Below are 15,987 nucleotides of genomic sequence, written 5' to 3' on the forward strand. Positions count from 1 at the left end.
GTTACTCACTAATACATCTTTGAAATTGAAGGGTTAATGCGACCCATTCCAGGTCATCGATCAGCTGCACCTTGCTACAACGTGACTGCGCGCCACGGGCAACCACATCCGTTTTCAGGGCATAAACGGGCACCTCAAACATGCTAAAGGCCGCCGGGTTGTAGCAGGCATCGCCACGCAGCAAGAGCGCATCGTTTTTGCTGAGCTTGCTTGCTAATAAAGGCAATGAGGCAAGGGGGCGGCTGAGGATAAATAAATTGTTGTGACTCATAGTACTACCACCTGAGTTGCCTTTGCTAACAGGGCTTGTTTATCCTGCGCTAGAACGTTTTTTACATCCAGGATGAGTGCACTCTCATCCATACCTCGGTCGCTCAAAGACTCGCTGCACACATAAATGCTGTCGATATCGTAAAGCTCAAGCATCTTCAGGGCCTTGGTGAAGTCCTTCTGACCAAGTAGTTTGGGCTGCTGCTCGGCCAATAGCGCGAACACCGCATCGCCTTCAATCAGCCAGGACACTTCCTGGTCGATGGCGGCAAAGATAAGCAGCAAATCAAGCGCTTCTTTAAGGCTTTGCTGTTGATAGGGGGCCTGTTGGCTAATAACCACTATATGCTTCATTTAAATTGCACCCATCTGTCTGCCTGCGCCGCTTCCATGGCGAACTCCGCTAAACCGGAGACACTAAAGTGTTTGCATTGGTCCAAGTCGATGCCGCGCTTAGTGGCTGCGGTAACGCACAGATGTAATTCAATGCCTTGCTTGTGCAGGTCTTGCCATACCTTGGCCGGGTCAAATTCATCGCTGGCTAAATCAAAGCAAGGGGAGGCGTGATACACCCCATCCTGATACAGGAAAATACAGCGAATTGTGTGCCCCTGCGCCAGCGCTGATGTGGCAAAGCGCCCTAGGGCATTGAGCGTGTCGGTATCGCTCGGCGCACTGTGTAGTGAAAGTACGAAACTGGCCAAATTCAATCCAAAAAAAAGCCCCAATGAATGGGGCTTATTCTAACAAATTCTATTTATTAGTCATCTGTTGCGCCAAGTAGGTGCAGAAGTGACGTAAACAGGTTGTATACGTTAAGGTATAGGGCAACCGTGGCGCGGATATAGTTAGTTTCGCCACCATTGATAATACGGCTGGTATCGAACAGGATCAGACCCGACATAATAAATACCACCGCCGCGTTGATAGCCATAAAGGCAATTGAGCTGCCGATAAAAATATTAACGATACTGGCAACGATCACCACCAACAGACCTACGGTTAAAAAACCGCCCATAAATGAGAAGTCTTTTTTGGTAGTAAGTGCATAAGCAGAAAGACCAAAGAAGATAAGCGCCGTTGAACCCAGGGCTTGCATGATCAAGAACGGGCCACTTGGCATTGCTGCGTAGTGGTTAAGCAGGGGACCCAGGCCAAAGCCCATAATGCCGGTAAAGGCAAATACCCACATGACACCAGAGGCTGTTTCGGCTTTCTTGTTAACTACAAAAAGCAGACCCAAACCTACCAAAGAGCAGATGATCCCCGTAAAGAACGGAGGGTTAAGCGCCATAGAAATACCCGCAGTCACAGCACTGAATGCCAACGTCATCGCGAGTAAAAAGTAAGTGTTCTTTAAAACCTTATTCGTCTCAATGGTCGACATCATCGGCTTAGCCGTGCTGTACGAGTTATTAAACGCCATTGTTAAACTCCTTCAAATTAATCAATCCTCGGATGTTACTTACATCCAGGTTCAAGATTATCAAGTCTTATAAATATGGGCAAACCTTTCACTTTCAATGGCGGATAAATAATCTCACTTGCTGCAATGTTGCGCAAAACAGTCAAAAATTAAGCGGTTAAACAAAAAAATGAAAATAACACTTCACAAACGCAATTCATTTCTCTAATATTCGCCCCGCTGCGGAGAGATGGCTGAGCGGTTGAAAGCACCGGTCTTGAAAACCGGCATAGGTTAATAGCCTATCTAGGGTTCAAATCCCTATCTCTCCGCCACTAAATTTAACTTGGACGATACGTCGTCCGGGTACCGCGTTTGGAGAGATGGCTGAGTGGTTGAAAGCACCGGTCTTGAAAACCGGCATAGGTTAATAGCCTATCTAGGGTTCAAATCCCTATCTCTCCGCCATATAAGAAAGGGCTGCTTTATTTAAGCAGCCCTTTTTTGTGCTTGTGTTTAAGTCATTAGCCGCTCGCCAGCTTCATATTCGTTTCAGATTTCATCTAAAAAGTGTTTAAACTCTCGCTATTATTCCGGCCGGCGTCGGCAGTATCGGGAAATAAAAATCACCACACTAATTCCTTCTTATCAGCAAGGCTTTCAATGTTATATGGCCATAAGCGCCAGGCTCGCCTGTATCTAGCATGACGGATAATTTTCTGGTGTTGAAACCTGCCTCTTCAAAATGAATCACTAGCTAAAACCCGTCCTACCTAGGTGATACGTTTTGCAATTATTACGCCCCATTACGGGTTGCTCAATATTTAACCAATCCTAACTATAATCTAGACGGCAGTAATGGGCTCGGTAGCATGAAGTTTAGCTCTATCGATCAGCTAAACCCTATACACATTTCTTATGTGCATAGTTAGAAATGAGGGTAAATGTTATGAAATATTTACTAACCAAGGTTTGTTCAGGAGTCATAATCGGTCTGAGTTTAATCCCATTGGATAATCTGATGGCTGCAACTGGAATAATAACAGGAGGGGAGGGTTCTCGTTGGGTTGTGTCCGACAGGGTTATGACTAGCAACGGTGGTCCGATTGGTGGTTTCTGTATAGAGGATGGGTCTTCTGGTTCGGGGGCCAGTGTGTATGATGCGTCCATTTCACAACAAGGAGATGCCTTTGACTATGCTTCGATGTTATGGGTCGACGGTACGCAAGTTGGTGGACATTTAACTGTTGACGGGCAAATGGCAACGTTTTCACCCGTAGATATATCAGGATTAACGATTCAGGTGAGTTATTACATTATGCCTGGCAGTGCAACATTACGTAATTATGTCACTTTCACTAATCCAACCCAAACAGACAGTAGTGTTGATGTTGATTTTGAAACTAATTTTGGCTCAGATCAATTTACTGAAATTTTGGGCACGAGTAGCGGAGACGGGGTGTTCGATACGCTTGATCGCTGGGTTGTAACTGATGATGCCACGGACCCAGATTCTGACGACCCAGTGAACACCACGGTATTTTTTGGCCCCGATGACCCTGAGGTAGTTCCGTACTTTGTATCTGATACAGTCTTTAGCTGCGGCGGTACAGAAGGCTTGCGGGCTAGCTATCACTTAACCGTTGAGGCGGGTGCGACAAAAGCCTTGATGTTCTTCCATCAAATGAGTACATCATCAGTTGACGCGCTGTCGGCTGCCACTTTGTTTGATACTACACCCAAAGAAGGAGATGATTTAGCCGCAGGCTTAACGCAAGCACATCTTGATCAAGTTGTTAACTGGCGATCATCGGTCTTGTCAATATCTAAAGAAATTATCAGCGGTCCCGATGAATCAGACAATCTAGACAATTCGACTGCAGCGGATGGCCAGATAGATCTGGTTGTGCAAGCAGGTCAAACCCAAAGTAGCGAATATGGCTTTAGTATTTCATATAACAACCCGGACAGCGTCCCCGTTATTGTTAAAGATACAGTGCCTGCCCAGTGGGATGTTGAGTTAACCGATGATGACCTGGGTAAGGCCTTTATTCAATCTGCCAACAAGAAGGACGATAGCAAAAGTGCCAGTCAAATTGAATGGCTGCCAGAACCAAGTGGTGGTTTTATTTCTGCACTCGCCCAGACTCGCGGCGCTAAGAAAAATGGCAAGTACGCACCCGCCAGTTGTGGTTCGCTTATGTTGAACGCTCGAGCTCAGGTCTATAAGCTGGAATTATCCACCGGCCTGCCCCTGGAAGACGAATCAGGTGATGTATATCCTCCTATTATTGAGTCTAATACGCTGTGCTTGGCAGCCGTTATGGATGTAAATGGCGACGGTGTCATTAAGCGTGATGGTACGGGTGATGAAGATGGCGATGGTCTTAGCGATTACGTTGAAGCCTGTGAGTATTATACTAACCCATGTACTAATGACTCAGATGGCGATGGGCTAACCGATGGTGAAGAGAGTCAACTAGGAACAGATCCCCTAAATTCGGACACCGATGGTGACGGTCTGTCTGATGCAGAGGAGGTCAACTTATACGGAACGGATCCCACAAATTCAGATTCGGATGGAGACGGGCTAACCGATGCGGAAGAAATCGCGTTAGGCACGGATCCCCTAAACCCAGACACTGATGGTGATGGCGTAACAGATTACGACGAGATACAGTCAGGAACAGATCCCCTCATTCCAGATACAAATACTGATTCAGATGGAGACGGGCTAACCGATATTGACGAGAGCCAGTTAGGAACAGATCCCTTCAACCCAGACACAGATGCTGATGGTCTGTCTGATGGCGACGAGGTTAACTTATACGGAACAGATCCACTAGACGCTGACACAGATGCTGATGGTCTGTCTGATTTTGTTGAGATCTTGTTTTATGGAACAAATCCCGTAAATTCAGATACGGATGGAGATGGTCTGCCTGATGGTACCGAGATAGCCTTCGGAACCAATCCACTCGACCCAGACACAGATGGTGATGGTCTGTTAGATGAAGAAGAAGTTTATTTATTCGGAACAAATCCACTCGACCCAGACACAGATGATGACGGTCTGTCTGATCACGATGAGCTGTTCAACTTTGGCACAGATCCCATAAACCCAGACACGGATGGAGATGGCGTGGACGATGGTATAGATCCCTGTCCAAACGATTTTACCGATCAATGCGTAGAATAAATTTTTACAGTTAAACAAAAAGTTAGGCCTGACTTAGGAATAAGTCGGGCCTGATTTCTTTTGCCTGCGTGTAAGATTGATAAATATCACGCCAACTTGCCTGGTGCCGATTAAGGGCTATATTCAACTGCAGCTGAGCCAGGGTCAACGAGACGAAAAGTGTCAGGATCTTGGTTTGTATTGCTGTAGATGGGGGATTACGCTTAGCGATGCGACTAAGGTCGTAATTGGCAAGGGCGGCATTCTTTGCCACTCTGCATAGATGCAAAATTTAAGAATTATCCCTCTATGAAGCAACATCTGGCGAAGGCCGTACTCTATTCATTGCTCGCCCCCGTATTAGTGGGGCTTGTGCTTGGCATTTACTATGCGTTGTCGGTGCAAGAAAATGGCTCGGCCATCTTTTTTACTGTCTTGTTATCGGCTCTGGCCAATGCCCATATTGTTGGTTTAGCCATGGCGGTGCTGGTGGTGCCCGGTTATCTCTTGATGTACAAACATAACAAGGTGCATTACAGCGGTATTTTAACCCTAGGTTTGCTCGGTGGCGCTGTGTTTAGTTATCTTTTTGGTGCCGGAGCCGGCTTTTTGCTTATAGTCAATGCGTTGATGGCCGCCCTTGGCAGTGGTTTGTTTCTATTCGGTTTGCGTCGCGGGCGAGCTAAAATCGCTTAACGGCTTTGTAACGAGTGATTTAAATTTAAGCAACCAGCGCATTTTCAAGCGCTAGCAGCACTTTTTTCATGATAAAAGGTTTCATTTGCCCGCCACAAAGAGTACCTTAAACACTGCGTATTCTATGTGAAGTAGTATTTAAATGAGCAAAGCGGAATTTTATCGTTCTGTGACAGAGCAGGCGCAAGCACTGATTTGTGACGAGCCCAACTTAATTGCCAACTTAGCCAACATCAGCGCCTTGTTATATATGTCGATGGACGATATTAACTGGGCCGGTTTTTATTTATTGGAGTCGCCTGAGCAATTAGTGCTGGGGCCATTTCAGGGAAAACCTGCATGTGTGCGTATTGAAGTGGGCAAAGGGGTATGCGGCACTGCTATAGCGGCGGATAAAACTCAGCTGGTCACAGATGTGCATCAATTCCCCGGCCATATTGCTTGTGATGCGGCATCCAATTCGGAAATTGTTCTCGTGGTTAAGAAAAACGGCGAGGCCATTGGCGTATTGGATATCGACAGCCCTACAGTAGGGCGTTTCGACGAACAGGATAAAGCGGGTCTTGAACTGCTGGTTGAATGTTTGGAGAAGCATATCGCATGAAAGATCTACTGAACGTCCAAGATTACCTATTTTCCATAGCCGATGTAGGTGATTGGGAAGGCGAAGAAGAGCTGGTATGTGAGCGCTTAAATGAGCTTATTCACCACGCTTGGGCACGACTACCCGATGATCTCGGCTGTGAACAAATTGACAGTATTATATCCGGTATTTGGGAACATCTTCGCGGTGACCTGGCATTAATCGATGCCGAGTTGGAAGAGTTGCTGGACTGGGTGGAACACTATATCGACTCGGCTCAAGATGAGCAGGTGTAACTGAAGGTTTAGAAATGGAAACCACAAACAAGCTAAAAGACATAAACGAAGTATTGGCATTCCTTTATGAGGAATTTCCAAACTGTTTTAAACAAAAAGATGGTATTAAGCCTCTTAAAGTAGGTATCTTTAAAGACATCGCCGAGCGTATTGAGGGCAACGAAAAAGTCAGCAAAACGCAGGTTCGTCAGGCGCTAAGAAAATATACCTCGCACTGGCGCTACCTCGAAGCGGTGGTGAATAACGAATTCCGCGTTGACCTTGACGGCAACCAGGCCGAAAAGGTTGAGCAAGAGCATGTGGATCATGCACAGACGGCACTAGAGCAAAGCCGTGCGAAAATGGCTAAGCGTAAGAAGCCAGCACGTGGTGCCAAAGAAGGTGACACAAAGGGTTACAAAAAACGCCCACAGGGCAGTGGTAAACCTGCTGCAAAAGGCGCTAAAGTCAAAAAAGCCCCAGCCGCTGAGCCTCGTCGCAGCAATAAAGTTGAACCTTTACCAAGCGAACAGGTCAAGGCTAATACCAAAGTTAAAGTAAAACTAGGTCAGGCATTGGTGAACGGTACCATCACGGAAGTCAACAAAGACGAAATCCATGTTGAGCTGGTAACCGGTATGCAAGTTAAGACAAAAGCCGATAGTCTGTACCTGGTATAAAAAAGGAGTTGTGCATGAGTAAGACGTTTTCACTCATCCCCCTGGTTGCTGCCCTTATCGCGGCACCGGCCTTGGCCTCGTTGGACAAGGTCACAATCGCTGATTTACCCATGTTGCAGCAAGAGTCGCAACACAGTACTGCCAGTAAGCGAGTGACCAACCTCTTTACCCGTGCACACTACAAGCCGATACGATTTAACGACGAGCTGGCGACGCAGATGTTCGATCGTTATATCGAATCCCTGGACTTTAATCGCAGTATTTTCTTAGCGGGCGATGTTGCCCAGTTTGAGCAATACCGCGATAAGTTCGATAACGCTCTGAAGTCCGGCAAATTAGACTTTGCCTACGACTTATTTAACCTCAGCATGAAGCGTCGGTTTGAGCGTTATCAGTATTCTTTGTCTTTACTCGACAAGCCGTTCGATTTCAGCCAAGACGATAAGTATTACTTTGATCGTGAAGACGCCCCTTATGCGAGCACCGAAGCCGAGCTTAATGAGCTCTGGCGTCAAAAGGTTAAGTACGATGCGTTACGCCTGAAAATGACGGGTAAGGATTGGGATGGCATCAAAGAGGTGTTAGAAAAACGCTACACCTACACGTTAAAGCGCTTGGTGCAAACCAAGAGTGAAGATGCGTTCCAGATCATTATGAATGCCTTTGCCCGCTCCATCGAAGCGCACACTTCTTACTTATCACCACGTCGTGCCGAGCAGTTCAAGATGGATATGGATCTTGAGCTTGAAGGCATAGGCGCGGTGCTCAGTTATGACGAAGATTACACAGTGATCCGTTCTTTGGTTCCAGGTGGTCCTGCCGATAAAACCGGCGCCATTAAACCGGAAGACAGGGTTATAGGTGTTGCCCAAGGCGATGATGACTTTGTCGATGTGATCGGCTGGCGCCTTGATGATGTAGTCGACCTGATCAAGGGTCCTAAGGGTACCTTGGTGCGCTTACAGTATCTAAGAGGCAAGGACGACCACGGCACGCCTAAGGTGGTGGAAATCACTCGCGACAAGGTGCGCCTAGAAGACAGAGCGGCTAAATCTCACGTTTTTGATGCCAGCTACTCACAAATGAGCAGCAAGATAGGCGTTATTGAAATCCCCGGTTTTTATAACAACCTGTCAGAAGATGTAAAAGCCGAGTTGGTGAAACTTAAAGAGCAAAAGGTAGATGGCATCATCATCGACCTTCGTCAAAACGGCGGTGGCTCTTTATATGAAGCGACCAAGCTATCCGGTTTGTTTATCGACCAAGGTCCAGTGGTGCAAATTCACACCCTTAATGGTCGTATCGAGCAGCAAAAAGACAGCGACGGCGTAACCTACTATGACGGTCCTATGACGGTACTGGTTGACCGTTACAGCGCATCCGCGTCGGAAATCTTCGCCGCAGCTATGCAGGATTATGGCCGCGCTGTGATCATCGGCGAGCAAACCTTTGGTAAGGGCACGGTGCAACAACACCGTGGTTTGGGTCGCAACTATGACCTATACGATAACCCGCTGGGTAGCGTGCAATATACTATTGCCAAGTTTTACCGCATAGATGGTGGTAGTACGCAACACAAAGGGGTGATCCCGGACATTAAATTGCCATCGCCCATTGATCCCGCACAGTGGGGTGAAAGCCAGGAAGACAATGCCCTTCCTTGGGACAGCATTATCCGCGCTAAGTACACCATGGTTGATAGCTTAGACGATACCATAGGTTACCTCAGTGCCGAGCATGACAAACGTATCGCCAAAGAGCCTGAGTTTAGCTATGTGCTACAAGACATTAGCACCTATAAGGAAGAGCAGGACCGTAAGTTTATTTCGCTCAATGAAAAAGAGCGCCTTAATGAGCGCGATGAGCGCGAGCAACTGGCACTGGCTCGTACCAATGAACGTTTAGTTCGCTTGGGTCTGGAGAAGGTAACCGATATAGAGAATGCTCCAGAGGTATTGGATAATTTTGACCCCTACCTTGAAGAAGCGGCTTTAATCACCCAAGATTTTATAAAGCACGGGCGTTTGGTAAAGAATAATAAGTAAGCAAATACCAAGACAAAAGGCGCGTTAAGCGCCTTTTTTGTTATTTAAGCGCTGTTAAATCTGCGCTGCTCTGGTAATCTTTGCGCTTATAACAAAAATAACCCTTGTCGCGTTGTGCGAAAGAGGCAAGGGCAGGAGAGCGATTTTGACGACAACAAAACAAGCTAAATTTATCGATGCAATGATCCCCATTACGGTGTTGATCTGCCTATTGGGTGCAGCGGTTTATCTCTATGGTGATAACTCGTCATCGGGTCCAAACCAAATAGCCTTACTTTTTGCGACCTTTGCAGCGGCCTTGGTGGGTCTGAAAAATGGCTATACCTGGAAAACCCTTGAAGAGGCGATGATCAAGGGTATCACTATTTCCCTTGGGGCTATTTTGATCTTGCTCATGGTTGGTGCTCTTATTGGTACCTGGCTGCTGTCGGGCACAGTGCCGACTTTGATCTATTATGGCTTGCAGATTATTAACCCGCATTGGTTTTATGCCGCCAGTTGTATTATTTGTGGTGTTGTAGCCATGAGTATCGGCAGCTCCTGGACCACGGCGGCGACCATAGGTGTAGCCCTGCTGGGTGTGGCCAATGGTTTGTCTCTTGACCCTGTGGTAACTGCCGGTGCGGTGATCTCAGGTGCCTATTTTGGCGATAAGCTGAGCCCGCTTTCAGAAACCACCAACCTGGCGCCAGCGGTAGCCGGTGCCGATCTCTTTGCGCATATCCATCATATGCTCTGGACCACAGTGCCCAGCTTTGTGATTGCGGTGATCATCTTTATTTTTATGGGCTTTAATGCCGAGATAAGCAGCGACGCCACCGCTATTGATGCCATGGTGGATTTGTTGGCAGCAAACTTTAATATCAATATTTTAAACCTCATGCCTTTAGTGGTGCTGCTGGTTCTAGCCATTCGTAAAATGCCTGCGTTCCCGGCAATTTCCATTGGTGCCGTGCTCGGTGCCGTGTGGGCGCTGTTATTCCAAAGTGATTTACTGGCATCTCAGGTGGATGTCAGCCAAGGTCAGCTGATCGGCTACTTTAAGCTGGTATGGGCCACCTTCTTTGATGGTTTTGCCATTAGCACGGGTGATGCAAAAATGGATGATTTGCTATCCGGCGGCGGTATGTCGGGCATGCTCAACACCACATGGCTTATCATGATGGCGCTTATGTTTGGTGCCATTATGGAGAAAACAGGTCTGCTTGAGGTGTTTGTACGCAGCATTTTAAAAATCGCTAAGTCTACCGGCTCTTTAGTAGCGGCGACCATTTCGACCTGTATCGGTACAAACCTGGTGGCTGCGGATCAATATATCGCCATCGTAGTGCCGGGGCGTATGTTTAAAGAAGAATATAAAAAACGCGGCTTACAACCGGTCAACCTGTCCCGTACCCTGGAAGACGGTGGCACCATTACCAGTCCACTGATCCCTTGGAACACCTGCGGTGCCTATATGCAAAGCGTGTTGTTGATCAACCCATTTGATTATGCCTTTTATGCTTTCTTTAATTTAATCAACCCGGTGCTGGCGATTATCTACGCCTACCTGGGTATTAAAATTCTCCGTATCGAGCCCAAGCATCTGCAGCCCGAGGCAAAAGTGCAGGGACAGGCATAAGCCACACACAGCGATTAATTGCAGTACGGGCATCATTTGATGCCCGCTTTAAGTTTTAGGAGACAGTCACCCATGAGTGCGACTCAACCCCATGCCCAGTATTTACGTGATTACCAAGCGCCCGCATTTTTTATCGACGAACTCGAATTACAGGTCCAACTCGCGCCACTAAACACACAAGTAGTAGCCCGCTCCTTGGTGCGCGCCAACCTTGATAACCCAAGCAATGAGCTGGTACTCGATGGCATAGATTTAACTCTGCTGCAGGTGCGCATCAACGACCTAGCGCACAGCGCCTATCGCATTGAAGACGAGCAGCTGATCATAGGGCAGTTGCCTGAGCAGGCTTTTAGCCTTGAGATCACCACCGAATGCGCACCCGAAACCAATACCTCGCTCGAAGGCCTGTATTTGTCAGATGGTGCCTACTGCACTCAATGTGAGGCCCAGGGTTTTCGTAAAATCACCTATTTCCTTGACCGCCCCGATGTGATGGCAAGTTACAAGGTGACCATAGTGGCCGACAAGGCGCAGTTTCCTCACCTTTTGTCCAATGGCAATAAAATCGACAGTGGGGACTTAGCCGACGGTAAGCATTTCGCCACCTGGCAAGACCCGTTTAAAAAGCCCAGTTACCTCTTTGCCTTGGTGGCGGGTGATTTTGATGTGCTGCGCGATACCTATACCACGGCCTCGGGCCGCGAGGTGGCGCTGGAGCTGTATGTTGATAAAGGGAACCTCTCCAAAGCGCCTCATGCCATGGCCTCCCTTAAGCGCGCTATGCAATGGGATGAGCAGCGCTTCGACCTCGAATACGACCTGGATGTCTACATGATAGTGGCGGTCGATTTTTTCAATATGGGCGCCATGGAGAATAAGGGTCTGAATATCTTTAACTCCAAGTGCGTTTTGGCCAATAGTGACACCAGCACAGACAGGGATTTTCATCTTATCGAGTCCATTGTCGGGCACGAGTATTTCCATAACTGGACAGGTAACCGGGTTACTTGTCGCGACTGGTTCCAGCTGTCTTTAAAAGAAGGTTTAACGGTATTTCGCGATCAGGAGTTCAGCAGTGACTTAGGCTCTCGCGCCCTTAACCGCATCGATGCCGTGAAGGTGATGCGTACTCATCAGTTTGCCGAAGATGCAGGCCCCATGGCGCACCCCATACGCCCAGAAAAAGTCATTGAAATGAATAACTTTTACACGGTAACCGTGTATGACAAGGGCGCCGAAGTGATCCGCATGCTGCATACCTTGCTTGGTGAAGCGGGCTTCCAAAAGGGCATGAAGCTGTATTTTGAGCGCCATGACGGCCAGGCGGTGACCTGTGATGACTTTGTTGCCGCCATGCATGATGCCAATGACACGGATTTATCGCAGTTTTCACTCTGGTACGGACAAGCGGGCACGCCCTTGGTTTCGGTGCGCGAAGATTACGACAGCGACGCCAAACGCTACACCCTGAGCTTAACGCAAACCCATAAGCCAACCGCGGAGCAGCCCCATAAGGACAACTTGTTAATTCCGGTGGCCATAGAGTTGTTAAATCAACAGGGGCAGCCCATGGCGCTGAAGCGTGACGGCCAAGACCTGGACAAGGTTTTACACCTGAGTGAGCAAAGTCAGGAATTTGTGTTTGAGCAGGTTGATGAGCGCCCGGTCGCCGTTCTTTTTGAAGATTTTTCGGCGCCGGTGCAGGTGCAGTTTGCCCAAGCCTTGGCGGATCAATTGCATATTGTTCGCCACGCCAGCAGTGACTTTAGCCGCTGGGATGCACAGCAAGCCGCACTCAGTCATTGCGTTAATCAGGCTGTGGCGCAAGTTAATGAGCAAGTTCAGTTGCCGGATCTGGTATTGGCAACCATGAGCGAGTTGCTAAATGGCGTTTTATCAGGTGAAGAAGCTGATCTGGCTTTGATTGCCGAGCTTTTGTACTTGCCGAGCTTTGACACTCTGAGCAGCGGATATAGCGAAATCCCGGTCGATGCGCTCAATAGCATTATTGATGCTTTTGAAACGGATATTGCCAAGCATCTGCGCCCGCAATTAGAAGCCGTCGTAGAGCAGTTTAAGGACGACAAGCAACAAACAGCTCAAAGCACTGGGGTACGCGCCTTGCTTGCTGCCTGCATGTACTACCTGGCACGCCTTGATGTCGCCACCGACTATATTGCCGAGCAAGCGACCAATGGCTCTATGACCTTGTCGCTGGCGGCGCTAAAAGCCTTGGTGTTGGCGCAGCATAAGCAAGAAAACATCTTGCTTGGAGAGTTTGCAACGCGCTGGGCCGACGATGTCCTGGTATTGGATAAATGGTTTAACTTACAGGCGATGAAGCAGGGCGAACATGCCTTGAGTGATATTAGCGCCTTGTTTGAACACCCGCACTTCTCTTGGCAAAATCCGAACCGGGTAAGAGCCTTGTTGGGGCCCCTGACCATGAGCAACCCAAGGGTGTTCCATCACCAGGATGGCCGTGGTTATGAGCTTCTTGGGGATGTGCTGGTAAAGCTTAACGATATAAACCCGCAAAATGCCTCGCGGTTAATTACTCCGCTGTTGGCCTGGCGCCGTTATGACTTGGACCGTCAACAATTGATGCGTGCCCAGTTACAACGCCTGATGGCATTACCGAATCTGAGCAAAGATCTCTTTGAAAAGGTTGAAAAAGCCTTAAGTGAATAAGCAATATTTGCGCAGCACCTAACCTATGAGCAGTGACTTGGCCCGGTAATAGGTCAAGCACTGCCATTTAAGTGTATGACGATAATACTAGTCGCATGCGCTTTCCCGCCGCTAAAAAGTATTACCGCATATGTCCGCTCTGGGCATATTTGGTCGATCCCGCCTTACCCTGACTGGGGAAAATAAATTCGTTGTGCTGGAGCGAATATAAATACAGCAATTTTTAGATTATTTGACGGTAATGTAAATTGCATTTGTCGTTAACGTTATTGTCATGTATAAAAATAGTGGTAGGATGTCATACCATTAGCATATGAAAAGGAAATTTAACGCCAGTTACAAAGCATTCATGTAGACTGTTCGTAACTGTAGCCTATCCTTTTAAATGCACAAGACTACACTAAAAACAATAACTTGATCTAAAAATTACCCGCGCTAAGGGGGAAGCAACAATGATAAGACAGCCACTATTTGTGAAGCATCGGTTAGCGCTCAGCGTCGGCGCAGCGATGTTGGGCATGAGTAGCGCCGCACACAGTGCCAGCTTTACGGTTGGTGATTTCGATATCAATTTTGATTCGACGTTCTCATACGGCCAGAGCATTCGTACCGAAAACCGTGATTTTCAGTATATAGGTAAGAGTAACCACCCACGCTTTGACTGGAGCACTTACAACGCCGCGCTTAATCCCGTATATAGTTCTAGTGACGTGTGGAGCCAACCCGGCGCCTATTCAAACAACGGCGATGCGGGTAACCTGAATTTCGACAAGGGCGATACCTTTTCGCAATTGTTAAAGGGTACTCATGAGCTGGCTATCAATGGCGAATCTTACGGCTTGTTCTCCCGCTTTATGTATTTTTACGATTTTGCCCTGATGGATGGTGATTACGCCTACACCAATCCGGTATCCGGCGAAAGCGTAGACCCGTGCGATTACGACGAAACCAAAGAGCAGGTCTGTGCCGACTTCCGTCTTCTTGATGCCTTTGTATGGGCCGACTTCGATTTCAATGAAGGTCAAAACCCGCTATCTGTGCGTTTAGGCCAACAGGTTGTTAACTGGGGTGAAAGTACACTTATCTCTCACGGCATCAACGTGAACCCGGTTGATATCGACCGCTTAAAAGCGCCGGGCGCCGAGTTAAAAGAAGCCTTTATTCCTGTGGGCATGTTATGGGCCTCATTGGGTATTACCGAAAACCTTTTCCTAGAAGGTTTTTATCAATATCAGTGGCATGAAACTCGCCTGCCTGCAACCGGCAGCTATTTCTCGACCAATGATTTTGCCTCGGAAAACGGCTTTAACCAAAACGTACAGCTGGGCTTTACCTCAAACCCGGATATCGATTTGGCGTTTTTAACCGACAGCTTGAATAACCTTGCCGCCGATTGGCAAGCAGCAGCAGCGGCTCAGGGCATTGACCCGACATCCGCAGAAGGCCAGCAATTGCTAGCAAGCATGTACCTTGCTTACCCAACTAAAGTGGCCCTGAAGGGCGAGGGTAGTCGAGGCAAAACAGAGCCTAGCGATGGCGGTCAATATGGTTTGCGCCTTGGCATGTTTATGCCTGAGCTGAACGACACCGAAGTGGCCTTGTATTACATTAATTACCACAGTCGTCGTCCGGTGATCTCGGGTCAGGTATCGGACTTTACCGCCATAGGTGAAGACTTGGCGATGATCATGAGCACAGAGATCAACAGCGACAACGTAAACGACTTGAAAGCCTTTACCAAGGCCAAGCTTGATTATCCAGAGGACATCAAGTTATACGGTTTAAGCTTTAATACCTCCATTGGTGAAACCGCGCTTGCCGGTGAATTTGCTTTCCGTGAAGACGAGCCTTTCCAGGTTGATGACGTAGAGCTATTGTACGCAGGTATGCCTGAGCAACTGGCATTGGCAGGACTTCGTCCAGAATTCGCCGGTATTTCTCAGCTCAGCCCAGGCGATGCCACTGCGGTAGTTGGCCCAGGTGGTACGGCTCAAGGCTATATTTTACGTAATACAGCACAAGTGCAATTTACTGCAACACACCTGTTTGGCCCTGCACTGGGTGCCGATAGCTGGGCTGTGGTTGGTGAAGTAGGCGGTGTACGCATTAACAATATGCCGGCCTATGACGAATTACGCTTGAACGTTTCCGGTACTGGCCGTAGCGGCATTATGCAGGGGCCTTTGGCGGATGACTATTCGGCCTTGCATATGGCTTTGTCAAATGGTCCTGAAACCAACCCATTCCCAACGGCTTCGGCCTGGGGTTATCGTCTGATCGCCAAGGGCGATTATTATGACCTGTTCTCGGGCGTTAACTTCTCGCCGCGTTTCGTATTCTCACACGATGTCAATGGTATTACTCCAGATCCCATGTTCCTGTTTATTGAAGACAGAAAATCATTGGGCATTAATATGAATTTTAACTATCAAAATACCTGGTCTTTTGATCTTGGTTATAACTCATTCTGGGGCGGCGGCGCGACCAATACATTTGCCGATCGTGATTTTGTTTCCTTTAATATCAAATATTCAATTTAAAAG

Annotated in this window: 13 protein-coding genes and 2 tRNA genes; 11 read left to right on the plus strand and 4 right to left on the minus strand. The window is 47.9% G+C overall.

The window, feature by feature from the left end; translation table 11 throughout:
- Position 1: 1 nt before the first annotated feature.
- From C2M34_RS13720 to C2M34_RS13735, 4 genes are read right to left on the minus strand one after another with little or no spacing between them, the layout of a single operon-like run.
- Positions 2 to 271 (minus strand): DsrH/TusB family sulfur relay protein, encoded by a 270-nt coding sequence (locus tag C2M34_RS13720; RefSeq protein WP_105216110.1) that lies wholly within the window; start codon positions 269 to 271, stop codon positions 2 to 4.
- A complete protein-coding gene (gene tusC, locus C2M34_RS13725; protein WP_105259093.1) occupies positions 268 to 624 on the minus strand; it encodes a sulfurtransferase complex subunit TusC in 357 nt (118 codons plus the stop codon). Before tusC ends, C2M34_RS13720 begins: the two co-directional genes overlap by 4 nt.
- Positions 621 to 974, minus strand: a complete 354-nt coding sequence (gene tusD, locus C2M34_RS13730) for a sulfurtransferase complex subunit TusD (RefSeq protein WP_105216106.1) — start codon at positions 972 to 974, stop codon at positions 621 to 623. Before tusD ends, tusC begins: the two co-directional genes overlap by 4 nt.
- A 56-nt stretch (positions 975 to 1,030) precedes the next feature.
- Positions 1,031 to 1,696: a Bax inhibitor-1/YccA family protein gene (locus tag C2M34_RS13735; RefSeq protein WP_105198872.1), complete on the minus strand. Its 666-nt coding sequence runs from the start codon at positions 1,694 to 1,696 to the stop codon at positions 1,031 to 1,033.
- 223 nt (positions 1,697 to 1,919) lie between these two features.
- Here C2M34_RS13735 and C2M34_RS13740 point away from each other — a divergent pair.
- The 11 genes from C2M34_RS13740 to C2M34_RS13795 all read left to right on the plus strand — a co-directional run bounded on the left by C2M34_RS13740 (position 1,920) and on the right by C2M34_RS13795 (position 15,984).
- Positions 1,920 to 2,010 (plus strand) — tRNA-Ser (locus C2M34_RS13740).
- 42 nt (positions 2,011 to 2,052) lie between these two features.
- Positions 2,053 to 2,143 (plus strand) — tRNA-Ser (locus C2M34_RS13745).
- Positions 2,144 to 2,624: 481 nt separating this feature from the next.
- A complete protein-coding gene (locus C2M34_RS13750) occupies positions 2,625 to 4,874 on the plus strand; it encodes a hypothetical protein (RefSeq protein ID WP_105259094.1) in 2,250 nt (749 codons plus the stop codon).
- A 288-nt stretch (positions 4,875 to 5,162) separates the two neighbouring features.
- Complete coding sequence (locus tag C2M34_RS13760) at positions 5,163 to 5,549, plus strand: hypothetical protein (RefSeq protein WP_105198874.1); 387 nt, start codon at positions 5,163 to 5,165, stop codon at positions 5,547 to 5,549.
- Positions 5,550 to 5,691: 142 nt separating this feature from the next.
- Positions 5,692 to 6,153, plus strand: coding sequence for a GAF domain-containing protein (locus C2M34_RS13765; protein WP_105198875.1), 462 nt, complete (start codon positions 5,692 to 5,694; stop codon positions 6,151 to 6,153).
- Entirely contained in the window at positions 6,150 to 6,428 is a 279-nt protein-coding gene (locus C2M34_RS13770; protein WP_105198876.1) for a hypothetical protein, read from the plus strand. The genes C2M34_RS13765 and C2M34_RS13770 overlap by 4 nt, the downstream gene beginning before the upstream one ends.
- A 14-nt stretch (positions 6,429 to 6,442) precedes the next feature.
- Complete coding sequence (proQ, locus tag C2M34_RS13775) at positions 6,443 to 7,087, plus strand: RNA chaperone ProQ (RefSeq protein ID WP_105198877.1); 645 nt, start codon at positions 6,443 to 6,445, stop codon at positions 7,085 to 7,087.
- A gap of 14 nt (positions 7,088 to 7,101) precedes the next feature.
- Positions 7,102 to 9,132 carry a carboxy terminal-processing peptidase gene (gene prc / locus C2M34_RS13780; RefSeq protein WP_105259096.1) on the plus strand — a complete coding sequence of 677 codons (2,031 nt, stop codon included), beginning with the start codon at positions 7,102 to 7,104 and terminating at the stop codon, positions 9,130 to 9,132.
- A 145-nt stretch (positions 9,133 to 9,277) separates the two neighbouring features.
- Positions 9,278 to 10,753, plus strand: a complete 1,476-nt coding sequence (nhaC, locus tag C2M34_RS13785) for a Na+/H+ antiporter NhaC (protein WP_267894356.1) — start codon at positions 9,278 to 9,280, stop codon at positions 10,751 to 10,753.
- A 72-nt stretch (positions 10,754 to 10,825) separates the two neighbouring features.
- Positions 10,826 to 13,444 (plus strand): aminopeptidase N, encoded by a 2,619-nt coding sequence (gene pepN, locus C2M34_RS13790; RefSeq protein ID WP_105259097.1) that lies wholly within the window; start codon positions 10,826 to 10,828, stop codon positions 13,442 to 13,444.
- 452 nt (positions 13,445 to 13,896) lie between these two features.
- Positions 13,897 to 15,984, plus strand: coding sequence for a DUF1302 domain-containing protein (locus C2M34_RS13795; RefSeq protein WP_105198879.1), 2,088 nt, complete (start codon positions 13,897 to 13,899; stop codon positions 15,982 to 15,984).
- Positions 15,985 to 15,987 lie beyond the last annotated feature (3 nt).

The sequence above is a fragment of the Pseudoalteromonas sp. T1lg88 genome (assembly GCF_002964765.1).
GTDB lineage: Bacteria > Pseudomonadota > Gammaproteobacteria > Enterobacterales > Alteromonadaceae > Pseudoalteromonas.

Excerpts from the sequence above, each read along its gene's own strand:
- tusC (WP_105259093.1), bottom strand. The coding sequence starts at position 624 with ATGAAGCATATAGTGGTTATTAGCCAACAGGCCCCCTATCAACAGCAA.
- C2M34_RS13720 (WP_105216110.1), bottom strand. The coding sequence starts at position 271 with ATGAGTCACAACAATTTATTTATCCTCAGCCGCCCCCTTGCCTCATTG.
- prc (WP_105259096.1), top strand. The coding sequence starts at position 7,102 with ATGAGTAAGACGTTTTCACTCATCCCCCTGGTTGCTGCCCTTATCGCG.
- C2M34_RS13770 (WP_105198876.1), top strand. The coding sequence starts at position 6,150 with ATGAAAGATCTACTGAACGTCCAAGATTACCTATTTTCCATAGCCGAT.
- C2M34_RS13760 (WP_105198874.1), top strand. The coding sequence starts at position 5,163 with ATGAAGCAACATCTGGCGAAGGCCGTACTCTATTCATTGCTCGCCCCC.
- proQ (WP_105198877.1), top strand. The coding sequence starts at position 6,443 with ATGGAAACCACAAACAAGCTAAAAGACATAAACGAAGTATTGGCATTC.
- C2M34_RS13765 (WP_105198875.1), top strand. The coding sequence starts at position 5,692 with ATGAGCAAAGCGGAATTTTATCGTTCTGTGACAGAGCAGGCGCAAGCA.
- C2M34_RS13795 (WP_105198879.1), top strand. The coding sequence starts at position 13,897 with ATGATAAGACAGCCACTATTTGTGAAGCATCGGTTAGCGCTCAGCGTC.
- C2M34_RS13750 (WP_105259094.1), top strand. The coding sequence starts at position 2,625 with ATGAAATATTTACTAACCAAGGTTTGTTCAGGAGTCATAATCGGTCTG.
- C2M34_RS13735 (WP_105198872.1), bottom strand. The coding sequence starts at position 1,696 with ATGGCGTTTAATAACTCGTACAGCACGGCTAAGCCGATGATGTCGACC.
- pepN (WP_105259097.1), top strand. The coding sequence starts at position 10,826 with ATGAGTGCGACTCAACCCCATGCCCAGTATTTACGTGATTACCAAGCG.